At 74.3% G+C, this 23,099-nt stretch carries 21 protein-coding genes and 2 pseudogenes; 16 read left to right on the top strand and 7 right to left on the bottom strand.

All coding sequences use genetic code 11. From position 1 onward, the window contains the following. Positions 1–21: 21 nt before the first annotated feature. The 3 genes from ACFY07_RS24370 to ACFY07_RS24360 all read right to left on the bottom strand — a co-directional run bounded on the left by ACFY07_RS24370 (position 22) and on the right by ACFY07_RS24360 (position 3,126). Positions 22–1,425, bottom strand: coding sequence for an aldehyde dehydrogenase family protein (locus ACFY07_RS24370; RefSeq protein ID WP_390871626.1), 1,404 nt, complete (start codon positions 1,423–1,425; stop codon positions 22–24). Between the two features lie 29 nt (positions 1,426–1,454). Continuing rightward, the gene (locus tag ACFY07_RS24365) at positions 1,455–2,066 is read right to left on the bottom strand and encodes a nuclear transport factor 2 family protein (protein WP_390871624.1); all 612 of its coding nucleotides are present in this window, start codon (positions 2,064–2,066) and stop codon (positions 1,455–1,457) included. An 82-nt stretch (positions 2,067–2,148) separates the two neighbouring features. Next, complete coding sequence (locus tag ACFY07_RS24360) at positions 2,149–3,126, bottom strand: zinc-binding alcohol dehydrogenase family protein (RefSeq protein WP_390871622.1); 978 nt, start codon at positions 3,124–3,126, stop codon at positions 2,149–2,151. A 254-nt stretch (positions 3,127–3,380) separates the two neighbouring features. On the opposite strand from ACFY07_RS24360, the gene ACFY07_RS24355 reads away from it, so the two are divergent. From ACFY07_RS24355 to ACFY07_RS24335, 5 genes and pseudogenes are all read left to right on the top strand, one after another. Next, a complete protein-coding gene (locus tag ACFY07_RS24355; protein WP_390871620.1) occupies positions 3,381–4,037 on the top strand; it encodes a TetR family transcriptional regulator in 657 nt (218 codons plus the stop codon). A 532-nt stretch (positions 4,038–4,569) separates the two neighbouring features. After that, entirely contained in the window at positions 4,570–5,172 is a 603-nt protein-coding gene (locus tag ACFY07_RS24350; RefSeq protein ID WP_390871618.1) for a DUF4328 domain-containing protein, read from the top strand. A 640-nt stretch (positions 5,173–5,812) separates the two neighbouring features. After that, positions 5,813–6,280, top strand: a complete 468-nt coding sequence (locus tag ACFY07_RS24345; protein ID WP_390871617.1) for a hypothetical protein — start codon at positions 5,813–5,815, stop codon at positions 6,278–6,280. A 53-nt stretch (positions 6,281–6,333) separates the two neighbouring features. Then, positions 6,334–6,681: a WGR domain-containing protein gene (locus tag ACFY07_RS24340; RefSeq protein WP_390871615.1), complete on the top strand. Its 348-nt coding sequence runs from the start codon at positions 6,334–6,336 to the stop codon at positions 6,679–6,681. 391 nt (positions 6,682–7,072) lie between these two features. Further along, positions 7,073–7,480, top strand: a pseudogene (locus ACFY07_RS24335) (GNAT family N-acetyltransferase); the annotation flags it as partial. A gap of 747 nt (positions 7,481–8,227) precedes the next feature. Here the strand turns inward: ACFY07_RS24335 and ACFY07_RS24330 are convergent. Next, entirely contained in the window at positions 8,228–9,205 is a 978-nt protein-coding gene (locus ACFY07_RS24330; protein WP_390871613.1) for an L-threonylcarbamoyladenylate synthase, read from the bottom strand. Between the two features lie 156 nt (positions 9,206–9,361). Then, entirely contained in the window at positions 9,362–9,700 is a 339-nt protein-coding gene (locus ACFY07_RS24325; protein WP_390871611.1) for a helix-turn-helix transcriptional regulator, read from the bottom strand. Positions 9,701–9,828: 128 nt separating this feature from the next. Between ACFY07_RS24325 and ACFY07_RS24320 the strand changes: the two genes are divergently transcribed. The 7 genes from ACFY07_RS24320 (at position 9,829) to ACFY07_RS24290 (ending at position 17,375) form a co-directional block, all read left to right on the top strand. After that, positions 9,829–11,385, top strand: a complete 1,557-nt coding sequence (locus tag ACFY07_RS24320; protein ID WP_390871609.1) for a proton-conducting transporter membrane subunit — start codon at positions 9,829–9,831, stop codon at positions 11,383–11,385. Between the two features lie 97 nt (positions 11,386–11,482). Beyond that, positions 11,483–13,924 carry a DUF2309 domain-containing protein gene (locus tag ACFY07_RS24315; RefSeq protein ID WP_390871607.1) on the top strand — a complete coding sequence of 814 codons (2,442 nt, stop codon included), beginning with the start codon at positions 11,483–11,485 and terminating at the stop codon, positions 13,922–13,924. A gap of 47 nt (positions 13,925–13,971) precedes the next feature. Beyond that, positions 13,972–14,562, top strand: coding sequence for a carbonic anhydrase (locus ACFY07_RS24310; protein ID WP_390871606.1), 591 nt, complete (start codon positions 13,972–13,974; stop codon positions 14,560–14,562). Positions 14,563–14,588: 26 nt separating this feature from the next. Beyond that, on the top strand, positions 14,589–15,443 hold the full coding sequence (locus ACFY07_RS24305) for a DUF6671 family protein (RefSeq protein WP_390871604.1): 855 nt from the start codon (positions 14,589–14,591) through the stop codon (positions 15,441–15,443). A gap of 320 nt (positions 15,444–15,763) precedes the next feature. Continuing rightward, on the top strand, positions 15,764–16,204 hold the full coding sequence (locus tag ACFY07_RS24300; protein ID WP_390871602.1) for a VOC family protein: 441 nt from the start codon (positions 15,764–15,766) through the stop codon (positions 16,202–16,204). A 254-nt stretch (positions 16,205–16,458) separates the two neighbouring features. Then, entirely contained in the window at positions 16,459–16,974 is a 516-nt protein-coding gene (locus tag ACFY07_RS24295; RefSeq protein ID WP_390871600.1) for a cupin domain-containing protein, read from the top strand. Beyond that, positions 16,971–17,375 (top strand): VOC family protein, encoded by a 405-nt coding sequence (locus ACFY07_RS24290; protein WP_390871599.1) that lies wholly within the window; start codon positions 16,971–16,973, stop codon positions 17,373–17,375. Before ACFY07_RS24295 ends, ACFY07_RS24290 begins: the two co-directional genes overlap by 4 nt. Positions 17,376–17,799: 424 nt before the next feature. On the opposite strand, the gene ACFY07_RS24285 is transcribed toward ACFY07_RS24290, so the two are convergent. Beyond that, positions 17,800–18,285 carry a cupin domain-containing protein gene (locus ACFY07_RS24285; protein ID WP_390871598.1) on the bottom strand — a complete coding sequence of 162 codons (486 nt, stop codon included), beginning with the start codon at positions 18,283–18,285 and terminating at the stop codon, positions 17,800–17,802. Positions 18,286–18,466: 181 nt separating this feature from the next. Beyond that, positions 18,467–18,940, bottom strand: coding sequence for a carboxymuconolactone decarboxylase family protein (locus ACFY07_RS24280; protein WP_390871596.1), 474 nt, complete (start codon positions 18,938–18,940; stop codon positions 18,467–18,469). 479 nt (positions 18,941–19,419) lie between these two features. Between ACFY07_RS24280 and ACFY07_RS24275 the strand changes: the two genes are divergently transcribed. The 4 genes and pseudogenes from ACFY07_RS24275 to ACFY07_RS24260 form a co-directional block, all read left to right on the top strand. Then, complete coding sequence (locus ACFY07_RS24275; RefSeq protein ID WP_390871594.1) at positions 19,420–19,914, top strand: hypothetical protein; 495 nt, start codon at positions 19,420–19,422, stop codon at positions 19,912–19,914. 150 nt (positions 19,915–20,064) lie between these two features. Beyond that, the gene (locus ACFY07_RS24270) at positions 20,065–20,730 is read left to right on the top strand and encodes a class I SAM-dependent methyltransferase (protein WP_390871592.1); all 666 of its coding nucleotides are present in this window, start codon (positions 20,065–20,067) and stop codon (positions 20,728–20,730) included. Positions 20,731–20,967: 237 nt separating this feature from the next. Then, a complete protein-coding gene (locus ACFY07_RS24265; protein WP_390871589.1) occupies positions 20,968–21,939 on the top strand; it encodes an RNA polymerase subunit sigma in 972 nt (323 codons plus the stop codon). A gap of 291 nt (positions 21,940–22,230) precedes the next feature. After that, positions 22,231–22,980, top strand: a pseudogene (locus ACFY07_RS24260) (phosphotransferase family protein); the annotation flags it as partial. Between the last annotated feature and the right edge of the window lie 119 nt (positions 22,981–23,099).

Genomic DNA, 23,099 nt, shown 5'->3' with positions numbered 1-23,099 from the left:
CACGAAGGACCGTACGGCGTCTCAGTCGATGAAGACGGTGCGGGTTTCGAGGTATGCCTGGAGGCCGTGGATGCCGAACTCGCGACCGAATCCGGACATCTTGAAGCCGCCGAAGGGGCTGATCGGGTCGTCGACGAGCTGATTGATCATGACGCGGCCGGCGAGTATGCGGTTCGCGACGGCGCGGGCACGTTCCCGGTCCTCGCCGTAGACGTAGGCGTGGAGACCGTATTCGACGTCGTTGGCGATGGCCACGGCGTCGTCGTCGTCGCTGTAGGTGATGACGGACAGGACGGGGCCGAAGATCTCCTCCTGGGCGATCGTCATGTCGTTGGTGACACCGACGAAGACGGTGGGCTTGACGTAGTTGCCCGCCTCGAACCCCTCGGGCTTTCCTTCTCCGCCGATCAGCACCTCGGCGCCCTCGTCGATGCCCTTGCGGATGTAGCTCTGGACGCGCTCGTAGTGCGCGTGGGACACCATGGGCTGGATCGGGTCGCCGATCTTCAGGCCTTCGACTCCGGCCTTCAGCGCGGCCTTCGCCTCGTCCAGCCGGCTTGCGGGAACGAGGATCCGGGTTCCGGCGATGCAGGCCTGGCCGGTGTTGATCAGCCCCGTGGTGAGAGCGAACCGGACCGCCTTGCCCATGTCGGCGTCGTCGAGGATGATCGTCGGCGACTTGCCGCCGAGTTCCAGCGTGACGCGCTTCATCGTCTCGGTCGCGTCGTGGTTGATCTGCTTGCCGACCTTGGTCGAGCCGGTGAAGGAGATCTTCTGAACGTCGGGGCTGCGGGTGATGGTGTTGCCGACCGTGGCGCCGGGGCCGTTGACGACGTTGACGACGCCGGGCGGCAGGGCGGCCTTGTCAAAGCACTCCATGAGGATCCGTGCCTCGAGCGCGCTCAGTTCGCTCGGCTTGATGACCACGGTGCAGCCGGCCGCGAGCGCGGCTGCCGCCTTGCCGCAGACGAACCAGGGGTTGCCGTTCCACGGCGTCAGCAGCCCTGCGACGCCGACCGGCACCCTGGTGATGACCGCCTTGCCGTTGGCCTCCTCGAAGTTCTCGGGCTCGAGCAGGTCCTGCACGAGGAGGAAGAAGTCGCGGGCCTGGCCGTCGATGTACCCGGCGAAGAGAGGCGGGGCGCCGAATTCGGCGACGGTCGTCGCCACCAGCTCGTCCATGCGCTCGGTCAGCGCGTCGGCGATCTGCTGCAGGTACCGCTTGCGCTCTTCCAGGCTGGTCGTGGACCAGGAGGGGAAGGCGGCCTTGGCCGCGGCGATGGCCCGCTCGGCGTCCACGGCGTCACCGCGTGTGGAGCGCCCGATGAGTTCACCGGTCGCGGGATTGCGCACGTCGACGGTCTCCTGACCGTGGGATTCGACGAAACGCCCGTCGATGAAGTGCTGGTTGACGGTAATCATCATGACTCCTCTGTCCGGGGAAGATTTTCGGACTACTTCTGCGCCGGATTCTTCTCGATCAGGTCCTGCGGGTTCGAAATGCGTGCGAAGGTGTGGAAGAAACCGTCCTCCAGGCGGCGGTGGACAATCCGCCAACCTTCCGCGCGCCTCTCCAGCCTGTCGTGCCACAGACCGGTGTGGATGACGTTGGCCTTGCCGTCCCGTGTTTCATGCGTATGGAAGAAGGGCGAGACGGCGGTCGCGGCGTCGTCGTCGATCGTGACCACCGCATAGCCCTCACGGTGCTGCCACAGACCGAACAGCCTGCCCAGCCCCTGATCGGGCCTGCGGCCCTCACCGCGCATGAAGTCGACGAACTCCTCGAGGCCGATCTCGGCACTCAGCCCCACGTCGGAGGCATCGATCACGGCGTCCGGCGCAAAGACCTCCGCCCACTGGGTCAGCATGTCCTGATCCGCGTCGTCCCCCTGGTGAAGGTCCTGGCCCAGTCCGTACTTGGCGATCACGTCCTGGATCGCAAAACGGTCGAGAAGGTAACGGACATCAGATTCCAGCATCATGGTGTTCTCTTTCCCTATGGCTTTGCCGAGACCGGACACGCCCGCCTTCCCGTGTCCTGCCGGTGTGGTCGGGCGGCAGTCCACTGCGGATCCTTGCGGGCTCCGGACGTACTCCGTCGGCCGCGGCGGGGCATGCCCCGTGCTGTGCGCCGGCGTGCCGGATGGTTCAGATGGTGAGGACGATGCGGCCGGGGACCTCACGGGCCTCGAGCCGGCGGTGTGCCTCCGCGGCCTCGGCGAGGGGGAGTTCGTCGATGCGCTGGGTCAGCCTGCCGTCGGCGAGGAGGGCGATGACATGTGCGGCGGCGGGCTGCGCGGCGGAGGGGTCGGCCTGGAGGTAGGGGCCGACGGCGAAGCCGAGCATGCCCGCGTTCCTGCCCCACAGTTCGTCGCCGGTGACGGGGGTGTCCGGGGTGCGGGCGGCGTGGCCGAGGAGGAGGATGCGGCCGAGCGGGGCCAGGACGTCCAGGCTGGCGGTGCGGACCTCGCCGCCGACCGGGTCGACCACGACGTCGACCGGGCGGCCGTCCAGAGCCGCCACGAAGCGGTCGCTGGTGAGGACCTCGTCGTAGTCCAGGTGGGCGGTGTCGGCGATCCTGGCCTGCGCGGTGACGGTGCCAGTGATGCGGGAGGCGCCGAGGGAGCGGGCGACGGCGGGGAACGCGGCGGCCAGGCCCCCGGCGGCTCCGTGCACCAGTACGCTCTCCCCCTCCCGCAGGTGCGCCACGCGGGTGAGGGCCAGGTGGGCCGTGACGGCATTGGGCAGGACCGCAACGGCCTGGGCCGGGTCCACGCCGCTCCCCTTCAGCGAGACGGTCATGGCGGCCTCGGCCAGGGTCACGGTGGCGTACCCGCCCAGGCTCATCTGGGACAGGGTCACGACCGGTTCGCCGACCTGGAATCCGGTGACGCCTTCGCCCAGCTCCCGGACCGTTCCGGCCACTTCCAGGCCGGGCACGAACGGCGGCCGGGGGAAGCCGGGCCGGTCGGCCAGGTCGCCGCGACGGAAGAAGACGTCGACCAGGCCGACTGCGGCGTGGCTGGTGTCGATGCTGATCTGCCCCGCCCCCGGCTTCGGGTCGGGCAGGTCGACCGGGACCAGGACCTGGGGCCCGCCGAACTCGCTGATGGTCATCGCATGCATGGGAACACTCCTGCTTTTCGGCCCGTGGGGGGGGGGAGGGAGAGGCTGCGGGTAAGGCGCCGCAGCTCGGGAACAGGGGGCGGGGGCGGAGACCGACCGCACGAGGAGCGCCGCACTGCGGATCGCGTGCACCGGGGCACCGCTCCGACAGGGCCCGCAGCCGTGGAGTCCGGTGTCCGCCCGCCGATGACGACAGTAACGCAAGCTGCTTGCGTTGTCCAACGCATGCCGCTTGCGTTGTTAGTATCGTGAGCATGACGCATCCGAAGACCTTCCAGCGCGCCTACTCCCGCCACCACAAGGAACAGCGGGCCGCCGACCTCCTTGAGGCGGCCCGCGTCCTGGGCACCCGCGAGGGCGTCCGCGCGGTCACCCTGACGGCGATCGCAGGACATGCCGGCGTGCACGCATCAGCGGTCCGCCGCTACTACTCCTCACGCGAGGAGATCCTGCTCAGCCTCGCCGAGGAGGGATACCGCGACTGGTCGGAGGACGTCGCCGCGCGGCTGGCCGGCCGCCGCGCCACCTCGGACGAACTGGCCCGCGTCCTGACCGCCTCGCTCGCCGCGCGGCCGCTCTTCTGCGACCTGCTGACCCACGTTCCCCTCACCCTCGAACGCGAGGTCACCTACGAGCGCGTCCACGCCTTCAAGGCCGTCGCCCTCGCCTGCGTGGAGACCCTCGTCACCGCCATCGCCTCGGCCGGCGCACTCGACACGGCGCAGGCGGGCGACCTGGTCATCGCGGTCATCGCCATGGCCGCGCCCCTGTGGCAAGCCGCGCACCCCGCCGAAACGCTGACCCGCCTCTACGCGGAGGAGCCCGGACTGGCCCATCTCGGCATCGCCTTCGAACCCACCCTCGTGCGCCTGGTCAGCGCGCTGGCGGACGGTATGACCGGCCGGGCATGACCACCAAGGGCCGGGTCCCGGGGGACAGGTGACGGAGGCGGGAGAACATCGGGCCAAGCACACCGGGGACGGCCTGAGTGAGGACGATCCCGTTCCCGGGGCCTCCTGGGAGAGCGTCCGTCCCAGCGGGTCGTGGGGGGGTGGCGCCCCTCGGTCCGCCCGTCGGAGGCGGACGGCAGGCGCCCGCCGCGCCGCGGGTGGTGCGGCCCGGGCCGCGCAGGAACGCGCGGACCCCGTGAGCACGCCGCCAGGCGACGGCGATCGTGGCAGCCCGCGCCGGTGCCTCCTTGAGCGGGCTGCCGCGCGGGCATCGGCGTGCTGCGGGCCGGCTGCCTCCGTTCGGCCGCCTCCCGCCTGATCGGCGTGCCGCCCGCACCCGGCCCCCGTGCACGTACGGTCGTCCGCCGTCGGGCACGTGCACCCTGCGACCGACGACCCGAAAACCCCATGTGCGTGCGGCGGGCAGACCCTATGATCACTCCGCCCCAGCGTCCGCTGCAGCGGCACACGCCTCCGAGACAGGCCGAGGACGATGACGAAGACCGCCCGCAGAGCCCCGTGGATCCTCGCCCGCTCCGCACAGGCGGCGACAGCGGCGGCCGCCGTGGCGGACGTGTTCCGCGCGGCGGCCGTCCGGGATCACCACCTGCACCACACGGATGCGTCCCTGCAGAGGTCGGGCTTCATGTCGATGGTCTTCCTGTACGTGATGACTCCGGCGATCGTGCTGTTCCTCGTGTGGCTCGCCCGGTCCCGGCACAACGCCCGGGAGCTGTCCCCCCTGGCCCCGGTCCCGAGTCGGGCCTGGACGATCGGTGCGTGGTTCGTACCGGTGGTCAACCTCTTCGTCCCACGCCGGCTCGTCCTCGACATCGGGCGGGCGAGCTCCGCGTCGTGGGAGCAGAAGCGGGACACGGCCCTGGTGAACCTGTGGTGGGCCGCCTGGATCACGCACGCGGTCGTGCTCACGGTGGGCGGCCGGGCGGCCCCGGGTTCGATGCCCCTCCTCGTGGTGGCGGAGGCACTCATGGTCGCGGCGGCCGTGCTGCTGGGACTGGTCATCGAGCGCATCACGGCGCTGCAGGGCGCCGCGCTCGGCGCCACCGTCCCGGTCGCGCCTCTCGCCCGGGTATGAGCCACTCCCCGGGTGCACTCCCCCACGCCGTACCGCACGCTCCGGGCGGTCCGTTCCGACGTGGGGCACCGGCCGCTCGCGGGCCAGTGCCGCGGCGTGGAGTGGTCCTCCCGGAGCCCGCCTGTCGGCAGGCCCGGTCGTCGTGGCGACACGGCGCACGTCCAACCCTCCCGGAGAGCGGTCCGCAGGACACCTTCATCTGCTGCCTCCGCCTGCTCGTGCGTCCTCCCGGACTCCGGAGGCCCGACGCGTTCGAACGGCGTGAACGCCCACGGGAGGCGCTGCTCCTCGTCCGGTACGCCTCAGACGTCCGTCGCCACGATCAACCCCCGGTCGGCAGAGCAGCTCAGCCTGAGCGGCCGGCAGCGTGCTGGCGCCGGGCCTGTTCGATCAGCCGTGTTCGCCCGGGGACCGGCGGGCGCGGCTCCTGCATCTGCAGGGGTGACGCCGGGGCTGTTCGCCTGTCGGCAGACCGTCGAGCCGGGTGGTGGCGATGCGATGAGGTAGGCGCACGGCGGCAGGTCGACCGGCGCCGGTCCCACCCTCCACGTGTGACGCCCGGCGTCGGTCACCCGAGAGGGCGGCCCGTACGATCATGGCACCCGGCCGACGGCTTGTGCCCGATGAAACGAATGAGCCCATGAGCGACGACGTCCTGTCGGTCATCCCGACCGACCCCTGGTGGCAGCCCGACCGGGCGGCGGCGGAGCGGACCGCCGCGCTCGTCGCAGACCTGGCTTTCGGGCTGCCCGGAGACATGGAGGCCGAGATCGACACCACCTGGTACGAGGCCCCCACCGTCGTCGACTGCGGCGCGAACCTGGAACGGATCGGCTGCCCGCGCTGCACAGCCCCGATCGACACCGAGTGGTGGGCCGACCTGCTCGAAAGCCACAGTGGCGACGGCTTTCCCACGCTGGCCGTGGAGGTGCCCTGCTGCGGCGCCGCCACATCGCTGGATGCGCTGGACTACGACTGGCCCTGCGGCTTCGCCCGCTTCGAGATCGCCGTCTGGAACCCCGAGCGCGACTGGTTCAGCAACGAGGACCTGGCCGCCGTCGCCGGCACACTCGGGCATCCCGTGAAGCAGGTCAGAGCCCACATCTGACCCGGGGCGCGCTGTCAGGGGTGGTCGCTGGGGTTTTGCCCGTTGACCACCGGATGGTCGCTGCACCTGGTGGCCGGACACGGCATGGAGGAGGAGCTGTACGGCGCTGGGAGTTCATCGGTGACCGGTTCTGCGACGTTCTGGGAGGGGTGGTCGAGGGTGCGTCGGTGCGCGTGCGCCACGGCCGGATCGGAACCGAGGGGCGCATCCGGGTGAAGGAGTTGGACTGCGCGGCGGCGGCTTCGGCGCAGTTCGGCAGACTCGTGACGGAGAAGGAGCGCAAGGGCTGCTCCGAGGTCGAGGCGGCGGTCGACCCCGAGCCGCGCACGGACCAGGAAGCCGCTCCCGTCGCGAAGGTCGGCGAGCTGCCGGACGAGGACACCTTTGTCCTGCCCGGCTGACGGATCGTCCCGGAAGGAGGTCTGCGGGTCGGCCGGCAGCCAGCGGTCCTCGCAGGCAGGGTCTGCCGGGCGCCTGACGATCTCGTCCCGGACGGCCTGATGAGCCGCACGGCCTCGTTGCCGCCAACACCTCCTGAGCGCAGGCGCCGGCACCCCGGATGCCTGCGTGCAACCGACCGCATCGAGCCCGCCGGCATCGTCCCCGTGCCGTCCGCCTGGCACACGCCACCGCGCAGGCGAGAAGAGCGCGGCCTCCAGCTCTTCGACCCTCGGCATGCCGCCTGCCGGTCCGAGCAGCTCTCGACCGCGACGGTCCCGGACCGCACCCCGTCCCGGGTGAGGCGGACGTCGCGACGACAGGAGCGCCCGACGGGTGCCGAAGCGCCCTCTCATGCCCCGGCCCCAGCCGTCCGCGTGCGGTCACGACGTTGCGTGTCACCCTCGGAACAGGGAGATTCCACGGATGGAGCACGCGCCGCACACCCCGCAGCCTGTCCTCCGCCCCGGCGACGTACCCGAGCGCATCACCGCCGAGGGCCTCGTCCTGCGGCGCTGGCAGCCACGGGACCGCGAGGCGAGGTACCGCGCGATCCTGGCGTCCTTCGACCACCTGCACCCCTGGATGGGGTGGGCCGGCGAGCCGCCGACCGAGCAGCAGCACGCGCAGCGCTTCGAGGAGGCGCTGGCCTGGCCGAGCGGCCGCAGCTACAACTTCGGCATCCTCGACGAGCGGGAGGGGACGATCCTGGGCATGGCCGCGGTCCACGACGACCTCGGCGGCGGAGCCGTCGAGATCGGCTACTGGTCGACGTCGCGCATGACGCCGCGGCGGCGGCGCGCTGGACCGTGGCCTCCTCCCAGCCCGCCGCCGGCACAGCGGTCCACGGGGACACCCCCGTCGTCCCGCACCTGCGGCCCGTCCGCACGACGACCGCGACCCCGCGACGCACACCGACGCCGCCGCACTCCTCCGTACGCAGGGAGGCCCCGCGCCGCCCGGCTGCGCCCAGGCACACCAAGCGCCGGTAGGCCCCCGCGCACCGGGTGCCGCCCGGACCGACGGGCGGCACCGCCGGCCCGCTCCTCCGCACGGGCGGACGGGGTCGGGTGCGGCGGGTTTCCTCCGGTTCGGGAAGGAGCTCCTGCCGCCGGGCGGTGCCCGGGCGGGAGGGGGATTGCGCGCGGTGGCAGGGCGGCGCCGGCGTCGCCGGATGCCCCGTCACCTCCATCGTCCACCCCGATGGTCGTCCCGTCCGAGACCTCCGCGGTCGAGGTCTTGAGACGACCGGTTGAATGCACCCGTACGGACCCCGGCAGTTCGCCGGCCTCTGCGACGAACTCGGGGGGCCGGTCGATGGGCGCCGTCGGCAGCGGTGCCGACAGCGCGGTCTGCAAGAGCCTCGACATGCCGCTGGGGCGCGAACGCCCGCCCACCATCAGGGGAGAAGGCCCCGTGTGCGTCCGATCCCCTCGGCCCCCCGCCGCCGGACGCCCGCTCGACGGCGACGGCAGGAACAGCAGGACGGTCGGGCGGGACGGGTCCCGGTCACGCGGTGGGCCGTGGGCCCGCGGCGCGGCGGAGCCGGTTGGCGATGGCCAGTCCCAGTCCCTCCTCCTGCGGCAGGGAGGCGATGATGAGGTCGCATCCCCGCCGGTCGAGTTCGCGCAGGTACCCGTAGAGCCCGCGTGCGTAGGCGGCCGTCGATGCGGGGACCGGGATCACGGCGTGCGCCGCCACCGGGGCGCCCGCGAGGGAGGGGGGAAGGAGGACGCCCACCCGGTGGCCGAGTCCCTGCGCGCGTTCCGTTTCGGCGACGGCCTCGCCGGGCTCGACGAGGACGACCCGTGCCCGCGGCGCGTAGTGGGACGGATGCTGGCCCGGTACCCGGACACGGCTGGCGGAGGGGACCGCGATCGGGCGCCCCAGCACTGCTTCGAGGTCTTCGCGCGTGACTCCGCCGGGCCGGAGGATGCTCGGGGCGTCGCCGGTGGTGTCGACGATCGTCGACTCGACGCCGACGTCGCAGGGGCCGCCGTCCAGGACGAGGTCGACGGCGTCGCCGAGCTCCGCGCGGACGTGCTCGGCGGTCGTGGGGCTGACCGAGCCGAAGCGGTTGGCGGACGGGGCCGTGACACCGCCGCCGAAGGCCGAGAGCAGGGCGAGGGCGACGGGGTGGCCGGGCACGCGCACGGCCACCGTTTCCAGGCCGCCGGTGGCTTCGAGGGGGACGCGCCGGCCGCGCCGCAGGACCAGCGTCAGGGGCCCGGGCCAGAAGTGCTCGGCCAGCAGGCGCGCGGTGGCGGGAACGTCCTCGGCCCAGTCGTGGAGGTGCTCCGCGCCGGCGATGTGGACGATCAGCGGATGGGAGGGCGGGCGGCCCTTGACCTGGAAGGTCCGGGAGACGGCGGCGGGATCCTCGGCGTTGGCGCCCAGACCGTAGACGGTTTCGGTCGGCAGGGCCACCAGGCCGCCGGCCCGCAGCACTTCGGCCGCCTTCTCGATGTCACGTGTGCTTGCCGTCACTGTCCTTCGTCCTCTGCCTAGCCCGTTCCCCGCACCGCCCGGCCCGCGCCCGCTCAACGGCGGACGCGGGGCCGGCGGCCACCACGCCGTCCCGCCGTCCCACTGTCGCTGCGGCATACGCGCTGCGTCGAAAGGGGCCGTCGCACGGGTGCGCGGTCAGCCCGCCTGCCGGTCGGAGGACTCGTGCCCGGTGTAGCCGGCGACGGCGGCGAGGAGGTCGCCGATGCTGTGGGGCTGCTCGACCGGGTGGCGGACGGGCAGGTGGGGGTTGATCGTGTAGTGGTTGCGGCGCCCGACGCGGGCGCGGGTGATGTATCCGGCGCCGATGAGGTCGGCGATGATCGACTGGGTGGCCCGTTCGGTGATGCCGACGCGGTCGGCGATGTCGCGCGCGCGAATGCCGGGGTCCTGGGCGATGCACACCAGGACGTGGCCGTGGTTGGTCAGGAACGTCCAGGCCGGCTTGGCGGTCTCGGCTGCGGCAGACGGGGTCACCTGTTCAGTGTACTGCACTTCCTGAATCAGAAGCCGCATGTCATGCCCCTCCCGGGTTGCGCCCCACCCTCACCTGCTGTACTAATCACGATATCAAATTCGTGCTTTAGAGATCGGAGGTGGTGCGGATGGACGCGGGGACACTCGGGCAGGCGGCACTCGCGGCGGCAGTGGGTGTGCCGCTGCTGGCCGCCACGGGAACCGGGGGGTCGCAGGCCGCGGCCCGGTGGCGGGCGGGATGGTCGTGGGTGGCGGCGGCGGCCGCGGTCGTGGCCCTGGTGGCGGTCGCGGTGGGCGGGCCGGTGGGCCTGGTGGCCCGGGCGGGATCGCTGCCGGCCTGGGGGCTGGTCGCGGACGGGCTGACGGTGAGTCTGCTGACACTGGTGTGCCTGGTGGGTGCGCTGGTGCAGAGCTTCTCCGGCCGCTACCTGTCCGGGGATGCCCGCTCGGGGCGGTTCGGGGTGGCAGCGGCGTGGGTGGTGGCGGCGATGGCCGTGGTGTCGGTGTCGGCGACCGTGGCCGGGATGGTGGCCGCCTGGGTGGTCGCCGGCCTCGGGTTCACGCGGGTCGCGGGAGCCCGCCGGGACCTGCCCGGCGTGGCGGGGCTGGTGCGGGTGATGCGCACCGCGCTGCTGACCGGTGACGCCGCCCTGGTCGCGGCAGCGGTGATCGTTCTCGCGCGGGCGGGAAATGTGGGGACGGAGTACACCGCGCTCCAGGGTGCGGCGGCCCGGCTGGGCGGGTGGGCGCCGCTGGTGGCGGGGCTGATCGCGGTGGCGGCGATGTCGCGGTGTGCGCAGGGCGTCTTTCAGGGGTGGCTGCGGCTGACGGTGTCGGCGCCGACCCCGGCGTGCGCCCTGCTGCACGCCGGGGTGGTCAACGGCGGCGGGATCCTGCTGGTGCGGCTGGCGCCGCTGGCGGCGTGGACGCCGGCCCTGGCGGCGGTGTCGCTCGCGGGGACGGCGACGGCGACCTGGGCGGTGGCGGTCATGGCACGGCAGCCGGACGTGAAGGGGCGGCTGGCATCGTCGACGAGCGCGCAGATGGGCTTCATGCTGGTCGAGTGCTGTGTGGGCGCCCACCCGGCGGCGGTGGTGCACCTGATCGGGCACGGCCTGTACAAGGCGGGGCTGTTCCTGTCGTCGGGGTCGACCGTGCGCAGGCCGGGCTCCCCGGGGGTCCCGGAGCCGGTCGGCGGCCGGGCGCGGGCGGGTGCGGCCGCCGTGGCCGCCGCCGCTGCCACCGCCGCCGCGGCCCCCGGGGTGGCCACCGGGGACGGGCTGGTGCTGGTGGTCCTGGTGGCGGCGACCGCGTGGACGCTGGCGAACGCGTGGTGGGCGCGGCGCCCGGCCGGCGAGCCGCGGCGGTGGCTGTGGCCGGTGCTGCTGGTGGTGGCCGCCGGTGCCTACGGCGCGGTCGCGGCGGTGGTGGGCGGGTTCGTCGCCCGGGCCGTGCCCGGTGCGGGGACCGGGCTGCCCGTCTGGGTGCTGCTGGGTGTGCCGGCTGCGGCTGCGGTGTTCACCTGGGCGGCGACCCGTACGCGGGCGGCGGTGTTCCTCGGGGCCCGGCTGCTGGACGCCGCCGTCGCACCGGTCGGCTGGGACCGGCCGCGCCCGCCCTCCGCCGCGGCCGTCGCCAGGCCGCACCGGCCCGAGAAGGAGCCGGTGCTGGAGTCCGCGGCCTGAACCGCCGCCCCGGCGCGGACGCCCCCCGTGCCCTCGCCCGCACGCGGCGTGAGCGGCCCCGACCCTCCTGCCCCCCACGACTGAAAGGTCTGCTTCCATGACGACGACCCATCCGGCGCCGGTGACGGCGGCGCTGATCGAGCAGGCGGCTCGGCCGATCCCGGCGCTGTGGCCGGTGACCACCGCGATCGCGGTCAACCCGCTGTGGGACCTGCGCGGGCACACCATGGCCGAGGCCGTCGGCATCGCCGCCCCGCTGCTGGGCATCACCGGCCTGCCGGATGCGCGCCTGGTCGCCGACGCCTACGAGCGCGGCCGGATCACCGACGCAGACCTGAGGACCGCGCTGAGCTCCCTGCACGGTCCGGCCGTACCGGGGGACGCCGCGCACACGCCGGCTCTCGCGCCGCCGGTGCCGACGGTGGACGGGCGGGCGGAGGCGGTGACGGACCGGGAGGTGGCCAAGTGGTGCGCCGCCTACGTCACCGGAATGCTCGGCAGGACGGCCCCGGCGTCCGGCTTCTACGCCACGTGGCGGGAGTGGGCGGGAGGGGATCCGTTGGCCCGCCGCCTGGGGATCGGCACCGGCCGGCCGCTGCCCGCCGCCGCCGAGGACGCCCTCGCGCTCGCCCTGGAGGGGATGGGGGCGGACGACGAGGAGACGGTGGTGGCGGTGCTGAGCGCGCAGCTGGCCCGTCTGCCCGGCTGGGCGGCCCATGCCAAGTGGCGCACGCAGTGGGCCGCACCCGACCACCCCGGGCCCGCCCTGCACCTGGGCGACTACCTGGCCGTGCGCCTGACCTACGACGCCGCCCAGCGCACCCCCGCCCTGCCTGCGCCCGGCGGCGCCGGACCGGCCCCGCACGGAGACGCGGCCGACGCCGGCCGGGGCCGCGACCGGCTGCCGGAACCTGCCGACGCCGAGGTGGCGGCCCGGCTCTCGGCCCTGGACCCCCGCACGCGGCACTGGGTGTGGCTGGCCGCCTACGAGGGCCACTACCGCGACGGGCTGCTGGCCGCCCTCGACCGCCCCGCACGCCCGGTCCCCGCCCGGCCCCCCGCCGCCCAGCTGGTGTGCTGCATCGACGTGCGCAGCGAGGGACTGCGCCGGCACGTGGAGGCCGTCGGCGACTACGAGACCTTCGGGTTCGCCGGGTTCTTCGGCCTGCCCGCCCGGGTGAGGCCCTTCGCCAGCGATGACGCGCTCGACCTGTTCCCGGTGCTGCTGCGGCCCGCCTTCACCGTCGGCGAAGCCTCCCGCCGTGCGGGCGCGGGTGCCGCGGCGGCGGCCGCCCACGCCGACCTCGCCGCTGCGGCGGCAGCGGCCGGCGCCGCGCAGAAGGCCCCGCTGGGCGCGTACCTGCTGGCCGAGGCGGGCGGGTTCGCGCTCGGGCCCCTGGCGGTGGCCCGCACCCTCGCCCCGCGCGCCTGGGCGGCCGTACAGCGGTGGGCGAGGACCGCCCTGACCGGCACCGCCCCGGTGACGCCGGTGCTGTCCGGGCCGGCGGCACCCAGCGACACCGAGCAGGCCGACTTCGCCGAGGCGGCCCTTGCCGCGATGGGCCTGACGGAGCGGTTCGCGCCGCTGGTGCTGCTGTGCGGGCACGGCAGCACCACGACCAACAACCCCTACGCGAGCGCCCTGGACTGCGGCGCCTGCGGCGCGGCCCGCGGCGGCACCAGCGCCCGGCTGGCCGCCGCGGTCCTCAACCGGGCGCCGGTGCGCGCCCTGCTCGCCGAGCGGGGCCTGCCCGTGCCCGACGACACCGTGTTCGTCGCCGCCGAGCACGACACCGCCACCGACACCGTCACCTGCTATGACGTGGACGCCCTGCCCGCCACCCACCAGGCCCGCATGAGGCGGCTGCGCCGCGACCTGGCCACCGCCGGACAGCGGCTGGCCGCGGAGCGGGCCCGCGATCTGCCCGCCGCCCCCGCCGGCCTGCGGCCCAGGGCCGCGGCCGCGCACACGGCCGCCCGGGCGGCGGACTGGTCCCAGGTCCGCCCGGAATGGGGTCTGGCCCGCAACGCCGCCTTCCTCGTGGCCCCGCGCGCGTTCAGCGCGGGCCTCGACCTGGGCCGGCGGTGCTTCCTGCACTCCTACCGGCCCGAGACGGACCCCGACGGCGCGGTGCTGGAGGCGATCCTGTCGGGGCCCGCGGTCGTGGCGCACTGGATCAACGCCCAGTACTACTTCTCCACCGTGGACCCCGACACCCTCGGCGCCGGGGACAAGATCGCCCACAACGTCGTCGGCGACATCGGCGTCCACCAGGGTGCGGGCGGCGACCTCCGGCTCGGCCTGCCCCGCCAGTCGGTGTTCACCGACCACTCCCGCCCCTACCACGAGCCCATGCGGCTGCTGGTCGCCGTCACCGCCCCCCGCGACCGCCTCGACACCCTCCTGCACCGCAGCCCCACCCTGGCCGACCTCGTCGACGGCGCCTGGATCCACCTCGCCGTGCACGACGCCGACCGCTGGTGGCTGCGCCGCCCCGGCCACGGCTGGACGCCCTGGCGCCCCGCCGGCCGGCCCTGAGAGCGACCACGAACCGACCCAGTTCCAGCGCAAGGGAGAAACCCGCGATGACCTCGCCGCAGCCCGACGCCGCCACCGCCCTCGCCACCCTGCTCGACGGCAACCGCCGGCACGCCCTCGGCACCCCCGCCCCGCACGCGCCCGGTGAGCACCCCGGCGTCCTCGCCGCCGTACTCACCTGCAGCGACCTGGGCGTGGCACCGGAAGCCGTCTTCGACACCCAGCCCGGCCGGCTGATCGTGACCTCCACCGCGGCGCACCTGACCGGCACCGCCGCCCTCGCCGGCATCGACTACGCCCTCACCCTCCACCAGGCGCCCCTGCTGGTGGTCCTCGGACACCAGCCGTGCCGCATCCTCGACACCGTCCACGCCCAGTACACCCGCGGCACCGTCCCCACCGCCTACCACGGCGCCATCACCGCGCACCTCGGCCTCACCCTCGGCCACCGCCCCGCCGCCACCCCCGAGGACCTCCTCGACCGCCACCTGCGCCACACCGCCACCACCCTGCTCGACACCTTCCCCGTCCTCGCAAGGCTCCACCGCGCCGACCCCGCCGCTCTGGCCACCCTCGTCTACACCCCCGCCGACCGGCTCGTCCGCCCGCTCCGGACCGTGTCCGTCCTCCAGTCGTAGGAGCAGCCCGGAAAGGCACCGATCCCATGGCCAGCACGCCCACCGCCCGCCCCTACCACGGCGCGACCGTCGCCTTCGGCACCCGGCACGGCAAACACCACTGCGCCGCCCCCGCGTTCCAGGACGTCCTCGGCGCACGCGTCACCGCCCCGCCCGGCCTCGACACCGACCAGTTCGGCACCTTCGCCGGCGACATCCCCCGCACCCTGCCCCCGCTCCCGGCCGCCACCGCCAAAGCCCGCCTGGCCATGGCCGCCACCACCACCCCCTACGGACTGGCCAGCGAGGCCAGCTACGGACCCGTCGGGCTGGTCAACACCCACGAGGAGATCATCGTCTTCCTCGACGACACCCGCGACCTGTGCATCGTCGAGGGCCTGCGCAGCCTCGACGTCCCCGGCACCGCCACCGACGTCGCCGACCCGGAGACCGCCGTCGAGGCCGCCCGCTCCTTCGGCTTCCCCCACCAGGGCGCCATCGTCACCACCACGTACGACGGGCACCTGCACGTCGCCGGCAAGGGCATCACCGACACCGCCGTCCTGCGCCGCACCACCGGCACGGCACTGCAGCGCTCCGACACCGGCACCGCCACCGTCGCCCCCGACCTGCGCGCCCACCACAACCCCACACGCCGCGCCCTCCTCACCCGACTCGCCCGACGACTCGCCACCCGCCTGGCCACACCCTGCCCCCGGTGCCGCACCCCCGGCTACGGCCGCACCTCCCACCGCACCGGCCTGCCCTGCCGCGCCTGCGCCTGGCCCACCGACCTCGTCACCGCCGACGTTCACGGCTGCGCCCGCTGCCCGCACCGCCACACCGTGCCACGCCCCGACACCACCGCCGACCCCCGCTGGTGCGAACGCTGCAACCCCTGACAGAGCGTTCTCTCCCCTGGTCCGTGTTCGGCCCCGGGGCCGGGTTCCGCGCCGGCTCACGGGGACCCCCGGGGGGGCCGACGGCTCCTGCGGCCGGTCGTCACGGGCTGGATCACGGCTTCGGGGCGGTGGGGAGTGGGTCTCGTGGTCGCGGGCCGGGCGGGCGCCGTGGTCGACGGCCGTGGCGCGGCAGCCGGAGTCCGCCCGCGCCGAGGCCGCGCGGGCCGGGGAGGACGCCACCGTCCCCTCGACCCGCGCGGCCGACGCCGTGCCACGGCCGACCCCGCGCCACCGCGTACCGGGTCGTTAGGCTCAGGGACATGACTGTTCAGCGGATGGACAACGTCGCCATCGTCGTCGACGACCTGGACGCGGCTGTCGCCTTCTTCACCGAGCTCGGCCTGGAGCTGGAAGGCAGGGCACAGATCGAAGGCCTCTATGCGGACCGCACCGTCGGACTCGACGGCGTCCGGAGCGACATCGCGGTGATGCGGACCCCCGACGGCCACAGCAAGCTGGAGCTGACCAAGTACCACACCCCCGCGGTGTCCGACGCCGGGCCGCGGAACCCTCCGCCCAACACGCTGGGCCTGCACCGCGTCATGTTCGCCGTCGACGACATCGACGACACCGTCGCCCGCCTGCGGACCCACGGCGCCGAACTCCTCGGCGGGGTGGCGCAGTACGAGGACGTCTTCCGGCTCTGCTACCTCCGCGGCCCCGCAGGCATCATCGTCGCCCTGGCCGAACAGACGGGCTGACGCGGGCCCGCCGCTCGGAGCACGCCGACGGCCGGCCCCGCGCCCCCGCGTACCGGGTCGCAGGGCCCGGACCGCGGACGGGCCACGGGCCGACAGGGCGGCTGCGCTCGGCGAGGTGCTCCGCAGACGAGGCGCCCGGGCCCGTGCCGCGCGCTCGACGGCGCAGGTGACGGCGAGGACGGACTCCCGTCGCGGCGTCAGCGGCGCCCCCGTGTGCGGCGCCCCTGTCCTACCTGATCGATAGGGTCGCGACCATGACGTCGGATCACGGCCTGACCGGTCGCACCAACCAGGGACCGGTGCTCACACGCGGCGGCGAGGCCGAGACCTGCGCCGACCCCAGCGCCGTGATGGCGCTGTTCGCCGATTCGGCGCAGACCGGGGGCGCGTTCACGAGCTACCGCTCGACCTTCGTCGAGGGTGCGCCCGGCGCGCCCGCGCACGTCCACACGCGCGCCTGGGAGGTGTTCTTCGTCCTGGGCGGCTCGCTCCAGGTGCTGCTCGGCGAGGAGGTGACCCTGCTGCACCAGGGCGACTTCCTCGCCGTGCCGCCGGGCACCCCGCACGCCTTCCGCGCCGCCCCGGGCTCGGGCGCCGACATCCTGTGCGTGTTCACGCCGGGCATGGACCGCTTCGACTACCTGCGCCTGCTGGGGCGGGTCACCCGCGGCGAGGAGCCCCCGAGCCGGCTCGCCGAGACGTCGGAGCGCTTCGACAACCACTACGTCGACAGCCCGGTCTGGCGCGCGGCCCTGGAGGCCGCGCAGTGATCACCCGGGACACCCGCGTCCGGATCGCCCGCCCCTCCCGGGACCTGGTGGCCGCCGAGCGCTTCTCCGTCGAGGGCCTCGGGCTCGACGTTCTGTGGCGCACCACCACCGAGCGCGTCTCCGGCAAGCATGACCTGGTGACGCTCGGGCTCCCGGGCGGCTCCTGGCACTTCGAGCTCACTCACGACCCCGAGCGGCCGCTGGAGCCCACACCCACGGTGGACGACCTGTTCGTCCTCTATCTCGGTACCGCGGTCGATGACGCCCTCGTCGACCGCCTCGTCGCCGCGGGCGGCACCCGCGCCGCGGCGCACAACCCCTACTGGGACGAGTACGGTGCCACCGTTGCGGATCCCGACGGCTACCGCTTGGTGCTCTGCTCACGTTCGTGGAGCGCCTGAAGTCCTCCGCCGTTGAGGGGCGGGGCCGGGTGGCCGGGCCGGGCCGGGCCGGGCCGGGCGATGATGGCCGCGGTCGACCGGCCGCTCGGCCTGCAGGCGGACATGGCCGACCTGGCCGGACGCGGCCTCCGCGTCCACCGCCTCGCACACCGCCCGCTCCCGTGGCCCCGCCCGTGACCGCGCCCGCGACCCGACGGTGCGTCAGCTGCAGCGGACACCGCCATGACCCGCCGGCAGGCCGGAGGGTCCGGCAGCCTCGCGGGCGGTGGCGCGGGCGGTGGAGGACCTGACAGCTCCAGCAGCGTCTCGCGGGTGATCCGGATCCCCTCGGAATCCTCGTCGAACCCGTCCGGCAGCGCCGCCCTGCCAGGAGTGCCCAGCGATGCGGGAACGCGCCTGCCCTACGCGTGCGCGGGCGTCCCGGTCACTCCACGAAGTACGAGTCGTGCCGGTCGAAGAACCTCGCACGCTCCTCGTCGGAGGCGTCGGCCGGCTCCGACACCCGCTCGAAGTACTCCTCGCGCGGTGCGCCCGGCGTGAAGAGCAGCAGCATCTCGGCGGGCGCGTCGGAGTCGTTGCGGAAGGCGTGCAGTCCGCCCTGCGGGACGTGCAGGAAGTCGCCCTGGTGCGCGTCGACCCGCTGAGCGCCGTCGTAGAGGCGGACGGTGCCGCCGAGGGTGGAGAACGACTCCGAGATGGTCTTGTGGAAGTGGGTCCTCGGACCGCCGGCCCTGGGCCGCATTTCGACGCGGTAGAGCCCGAACTCGCCTCGGGTGGTGGTCGTGGTCGCCCGGTAGTGGATGGCGTCCCCGCCCTCCCCGCCGATGTCGGGGGCGGTCTCCGCGGGACGGTAGCGGGCGCTGACCTCGCCCCCGTCCCCCCAGTACACCTGTTCCGGGTAGTACGACATTGCAGGCACCCTTCGTCCGATCGGTGTGCGCGCCGAGAGGCGCTGGTGGGCGCGGCCCGTTCGAGGTCCGGGCCCACGCCCTTGTCCACTTGACCGGGCACGTCGGGGGAGTGTGACGTGCCCGTCGTGGGCGGTGCGGCGGGCCCGGCCGCCCGCAACCGCCCACGACGGACCCGGTGCCTCAGCCGAACTGGCCCGGCTGGTAGCCGCCGGCCGGCGTCCGGTTGATCACGTTGATGCGGTTGTAGGCGTTGATCACGGCGATGAGCGAGACCAGCGCGGTGAGCTGGTCCTCGTCGTAGTGCTTGGCGGCGTTCTCCCAGGCCTCGTCGGTGACCCCGCCGGCCGCGTCGGCGATGCGGGTGCCCTGCTCGGTCAGCTCCAGCGCGGCCCGCTCGGCCTCGGTGAAGACCGTGGCCTCGCGCCAGGCGGCGACCAGGTTGAGGCGCTGCTGCGTCTCACCGGCATGGGCGGCGTCCTTGCTGTGCATGTCGGTGCAGAAGCCGCAGCCGTTGATCTGGCTGGCGCGGAGCTTCACCAGCTCCTGGACCGTGTGCGGCAGCGTCGAGTCGACCACCACCTTGTTGGCCGAGTTGATGTGCTTCAGCACCTTGGCCGCGAGGGGGTGGCCGAAGTAGTCGAGGCGCGCTTCCATCGTGGGATCTCCTCGTCGTATCGGGGTTGCGCCCAACTGACCGGGGAGCCCTCCGGACTGTGACACGGCGGCCGGTGATCCGCGTCACTCCACGCCGGACGTTCCGATGCGATGCGATGCGATGCGTCCGGTCCGGGTCGGCGGCGTGCGGGCGGAGGGCCGGAGCTCCGCTGCCGGGACGGTGCACGCGCGCTCGATGCCGGTTCCGGGGTCGCCGGGGACACCGGATCCGTCCAGGCCGACGGGGGCGCCCCCGCCCCTTCCGGCCCGGCGCCCCGTGTCACAGCCCCGCGCCACGACCGGTCGTACGAGCGGAACAGCAGACGGTCCGGACACCCGCCGGCCCGAGCGCCCCGGCGGGCCCGGGCCAGTGCCGGGACACCTCGCAGGAGCACCGGCGGGAACCCCTTGTCAACGAACGATGAACGGTGGTGGCGGCATGAGCGGCGGGAGCCCGGAACAGCAGGCGGAACCGTCCGGTGCGGACCGGGCTCGGCGTCGCCTGGATCAGCTGCTACGCGGTGGCGCCGGCCGGCTCGGCCAAGGACATCATCGCCACCCCTCTCCACCTGCCGGTGGGGCCGGTGACCTGGGGGGTCCGCATCGGCCTCCTCGTCGTGCCCGCCGCCGCCTGCACGACGGCGCAGCGATGGGCGCTCGGCCTCCAGCGGGAGGACCGCGACACGGTGCTGCACGGCCGCGAGACCGGCCTCATCGGGCGTCTGCCGCACGGCGGGTACGTCGAGCTGCACGAGCCGCTCAGCCAGGCGGAACTGCACCTCCTCACCCAGCACGCGCAGTATGCGCCGATCAACGGCGTCACCCGGGACGGCGCGGACGCGGCCGACGCCGGCCGCCGCCTCCCCCGGCAGCTGCGCGCCGGGCTGAGCAGGCGCCTCCACGGCGAGGACGCGCAGCTACCCAAGCCGACCCGGCAGGAGTACCGGGAGACCGGCAGCCGGCACGAAGGCTGAGCCGGCGGCCCGTCGGCAGCGGGCCGCCCGGCCCCCCGGAAGCGCCCCGGGCTCCGTCCCGTGGTCGCACGGCGGAACGGCCGGCCTCCACCGGAGGGGTACGGCGACGGGGAGAGGCTGCGGACGTGCGCGGGTGGTAGCTTCCCCACCGTGACGGAGCATCAGGACGAGACCAGGGCGGCCTACGACGGAGTGGTCGAGCTGTATGCGTCGATGTTCGCCAACGGGTTGGAGGCGCACCCGTTCTCGCGCAACATGATCGGCACCTTCGCCGAGCTGGTGCACGCGACGGGGAACCCGCGGGCAGCGGACGTCGGATGCGGGCCCGGGCATCTGACCGCCATGCTGCACGGCCTGGGGCTGGACGCCTTCGGGCTCGACCTCTCCCCGGGCATGGTCGCCCACGCCCGGCGGGCCCATCCGTCGCTGCGGTTCGACGAGGCCCGGATGGAGGCCCTGCCGGTCGAGGACGGCGCGCTCGGCGGCGTGCTGGCCCACTACTCGATGATCCACACCCCGCCCGGCGCACTGCCTGCGCTGCTCGCCGAGCAGGTACGCGTCCTGGCGCCGGGCGGCCTGCTCCTGGTCTCGTTCTTCGCGACCGACGGACCGGAGCCGGTCCGCTTCGACCACAAGGTGACGCCCGCCTACAGCTGGCCGGTGGAGCGGTTTGCCGCGCTGCTGGCGGGGGCCGGGCTCGTCACGGTCGCCAGGCTGATCCACGACCCGGCCTCCGAGCGGGGCTTCCTCGACGCCCACATGCTGGCCCGCCGTCCCCGGAGCACGCCCGTGGTCCCGGGGAGCGAGCCGGTGTAGATCACCTTTGTGGCGGGAGGCCGCCGGAAGGCGCCGTGCCCCGACCGCCCGGGAGCCCGCTCCCCCGGCCCGTCCGAGGCTCTTTCCCCCGGACTGTCGGAGGCCGCCTCCAGCGGCTTCCCGGGGTCCGGTGTCACAGATTCCGTGCCTGTCCGGTCTGAACGGTTGGGCGGTGTGCGCGGGCACGGCTGCCGGCACGGGGGACGCGGTGCCGGGTGATGAGGGGATGGATGCGGTATGGACCACGCCGACGACGCGGCGCCGATCTCGGAGCTGCTGGACGAGCGGAGGCATCTGCTGGATGTCGCCCACTGGATGCTCGGCAGCGGCAGCGCGGCCGAGGAGGCCATCGACGACTCCTACCGGCAGTGGTACGCGCTGGCCGAGGAGGAGCGGGCTCGGATCGCCGCCCCCCGCGCCTGGCTGGCGAAGGCCGCCGGCAGCGTCTGCCTGGCCCGGCTGGCCCTGCCCCGCCGGGTCCCGCCCGGAGCGGCGGACAGGACGGCGGACGGCGTGGCGGCCGGGGCGGCGGACCGGGCGGACGGGGCGGCCGGGGCGGCCGGCGAAGGGGACCGGCAGCGACTGCTGGAGGAGGAGGTCAGCGAGGTCCTCCTGGAGGCGCTGGACTCCCTGCCGCCGGCCGAGCGGGCGGCCTTCGTGCTCAACGACGCCTTCGGGATGGCGCCGGGTACGGTCGCGGACATCGTGGGGCAGCCGGAGCCGGAGTGCGCCGAGACGACCGACCGGGCTCGCGACAGCCTGCGCGCACGCCGGGCACGGTCCGCGTCCGTCAGGCGGCACGACGCGGTGGCCCGCCGGGTGGGCAAGGCCTGCGCCGCGGAGGACGCGGCGCTCCTGGCGTCCGTGATGGCTCCCGACGCGACGGCGTTCTTCGACGGCGGCGGCAGGATCCGGGCCCTGGTCAGGCCCGTGTACGGCAGGGAGCAGGTCGCCCGCAGCCTGCTGACGCTGCTGGCGCGACGGCCGCGGACCACGCTGCGCACGCAGTCCGTCAACGGGCGGACCGGTCTCGTGGTGCGCCACGACGACCTGGTGGCCGCGGTCATCAGCCTCGACGTGGCCGGCCACCTGGTCGCGCAGGTGTGGATCACCCTCAACCCCGACAAGCTCCGCTCCTGGAACCGCCCCAACTCCCCGCCGGACACCGGACGGCACGGCGGCAGCCCTGCCGGAACACGCCGGACGTGACATCCGCCGCTCCCGCGGCACGGGATGCGGGGTACAGGATGCGGGAACGGCGGAGCGACGCGTCCGGCCGGGACCGGGACGGCCCCGCCGGTCCGCTCCCCGGTCGACGCCGTGCCACCTCTTCACCGGATGCGACGGGCTGTGGGAAATCCTGCCAGAAGCGGCGGTCCTGACCTGGCCGGGGGGCGGTGCCGCGCACGAGGCCGCCGGGTGCCGGGACGCGGTCAGCCGCGTCATCGCACGCGGTGCGCCCGGTGACGTCGGCGGCCGTCCCCGGGACACTGGCCGCCCATGGATGAGGTCGAGGTCGTCGTCGCCCATTGCGAGCGCGCGACCCTGCGCGTCGGGGACGTGTTCCTCAAGGTGGACGCCGATCAGACGCGCATCGACGTCGAGGTCGAGGTCGAGGCGATGTCCCTCGCGCCGGTCCCGACCCCGGAGGTCCTGTGGCGCAGGCCGCCCGTGCCGGCGCTCGCCGCAGTCCCGGGGACGGCGCTCGGGCGCCTCGGCGGGCCGTCGGCCGGATCGCCGGCGGCGTGGGCCGCGGCGGGCGCCGCCATCCGCAGACTGCACGACGCGCCGCCACCGCGCCGGCCCGGCCAGGCGAGCCGGAGCACTGCCGCGCTGGAGGCGGAACTCGACGACGAGTGCGGGCTGCTCGTGGCGAACGGCCTCCTGCCCGCCGACCTGGTCACCCGCAACCGGCGGGTCGCCGAGGCCGCACTGCGGCCGTGGACTCCGGCGTTCACGCACGGCGACCTGCAGATCGCGCACGTCTTCGCCGAGGGCGACGAGGCCACGGGCATCATCGACTGGTCCGAGGCGGGCCGGGGCGACGCCCTGTACGACCTCGCCACCTTCACGCTCGGACACGGGGAGCACCTCGGCGACCTCGCCGCCGGCTGCGGTGCCGGCATCGACCTCGACGTGATCCACGCGTGGTGGTCGTTGCGGAGCCTGCTGGTGGTTCGCTGGCCGGCCGAGCACGGCTTCGACCGGTTCGCGCCGGGCTGTGAGGCCGACGTGCTGAGATCCCGGGTGTGGGGCTGCGCGGGCCCGGCTGCGACGAGAACCGGCATGCCGCCATGCCCGCAGGTCCGGAGGCGGCCCCCTGCCGGGCTCGCAGCCGGGTTCGGCGTCGGACCGGCCGCCGTCCGCCG

Source organism: Streptomyces sp. NPDC001380 (genome assembly GCF_042895785.1).
Classification (GTDB): Bacteria; Actinomycetota; Actinomycetes; order Streptomycetales; family Streptomycetaceae; genus Peterkaempfera.
Note: the sequence above shows the minus strand (reverse complement) of the source record. Positions and strands in the feature narration are given on the sequence as shown.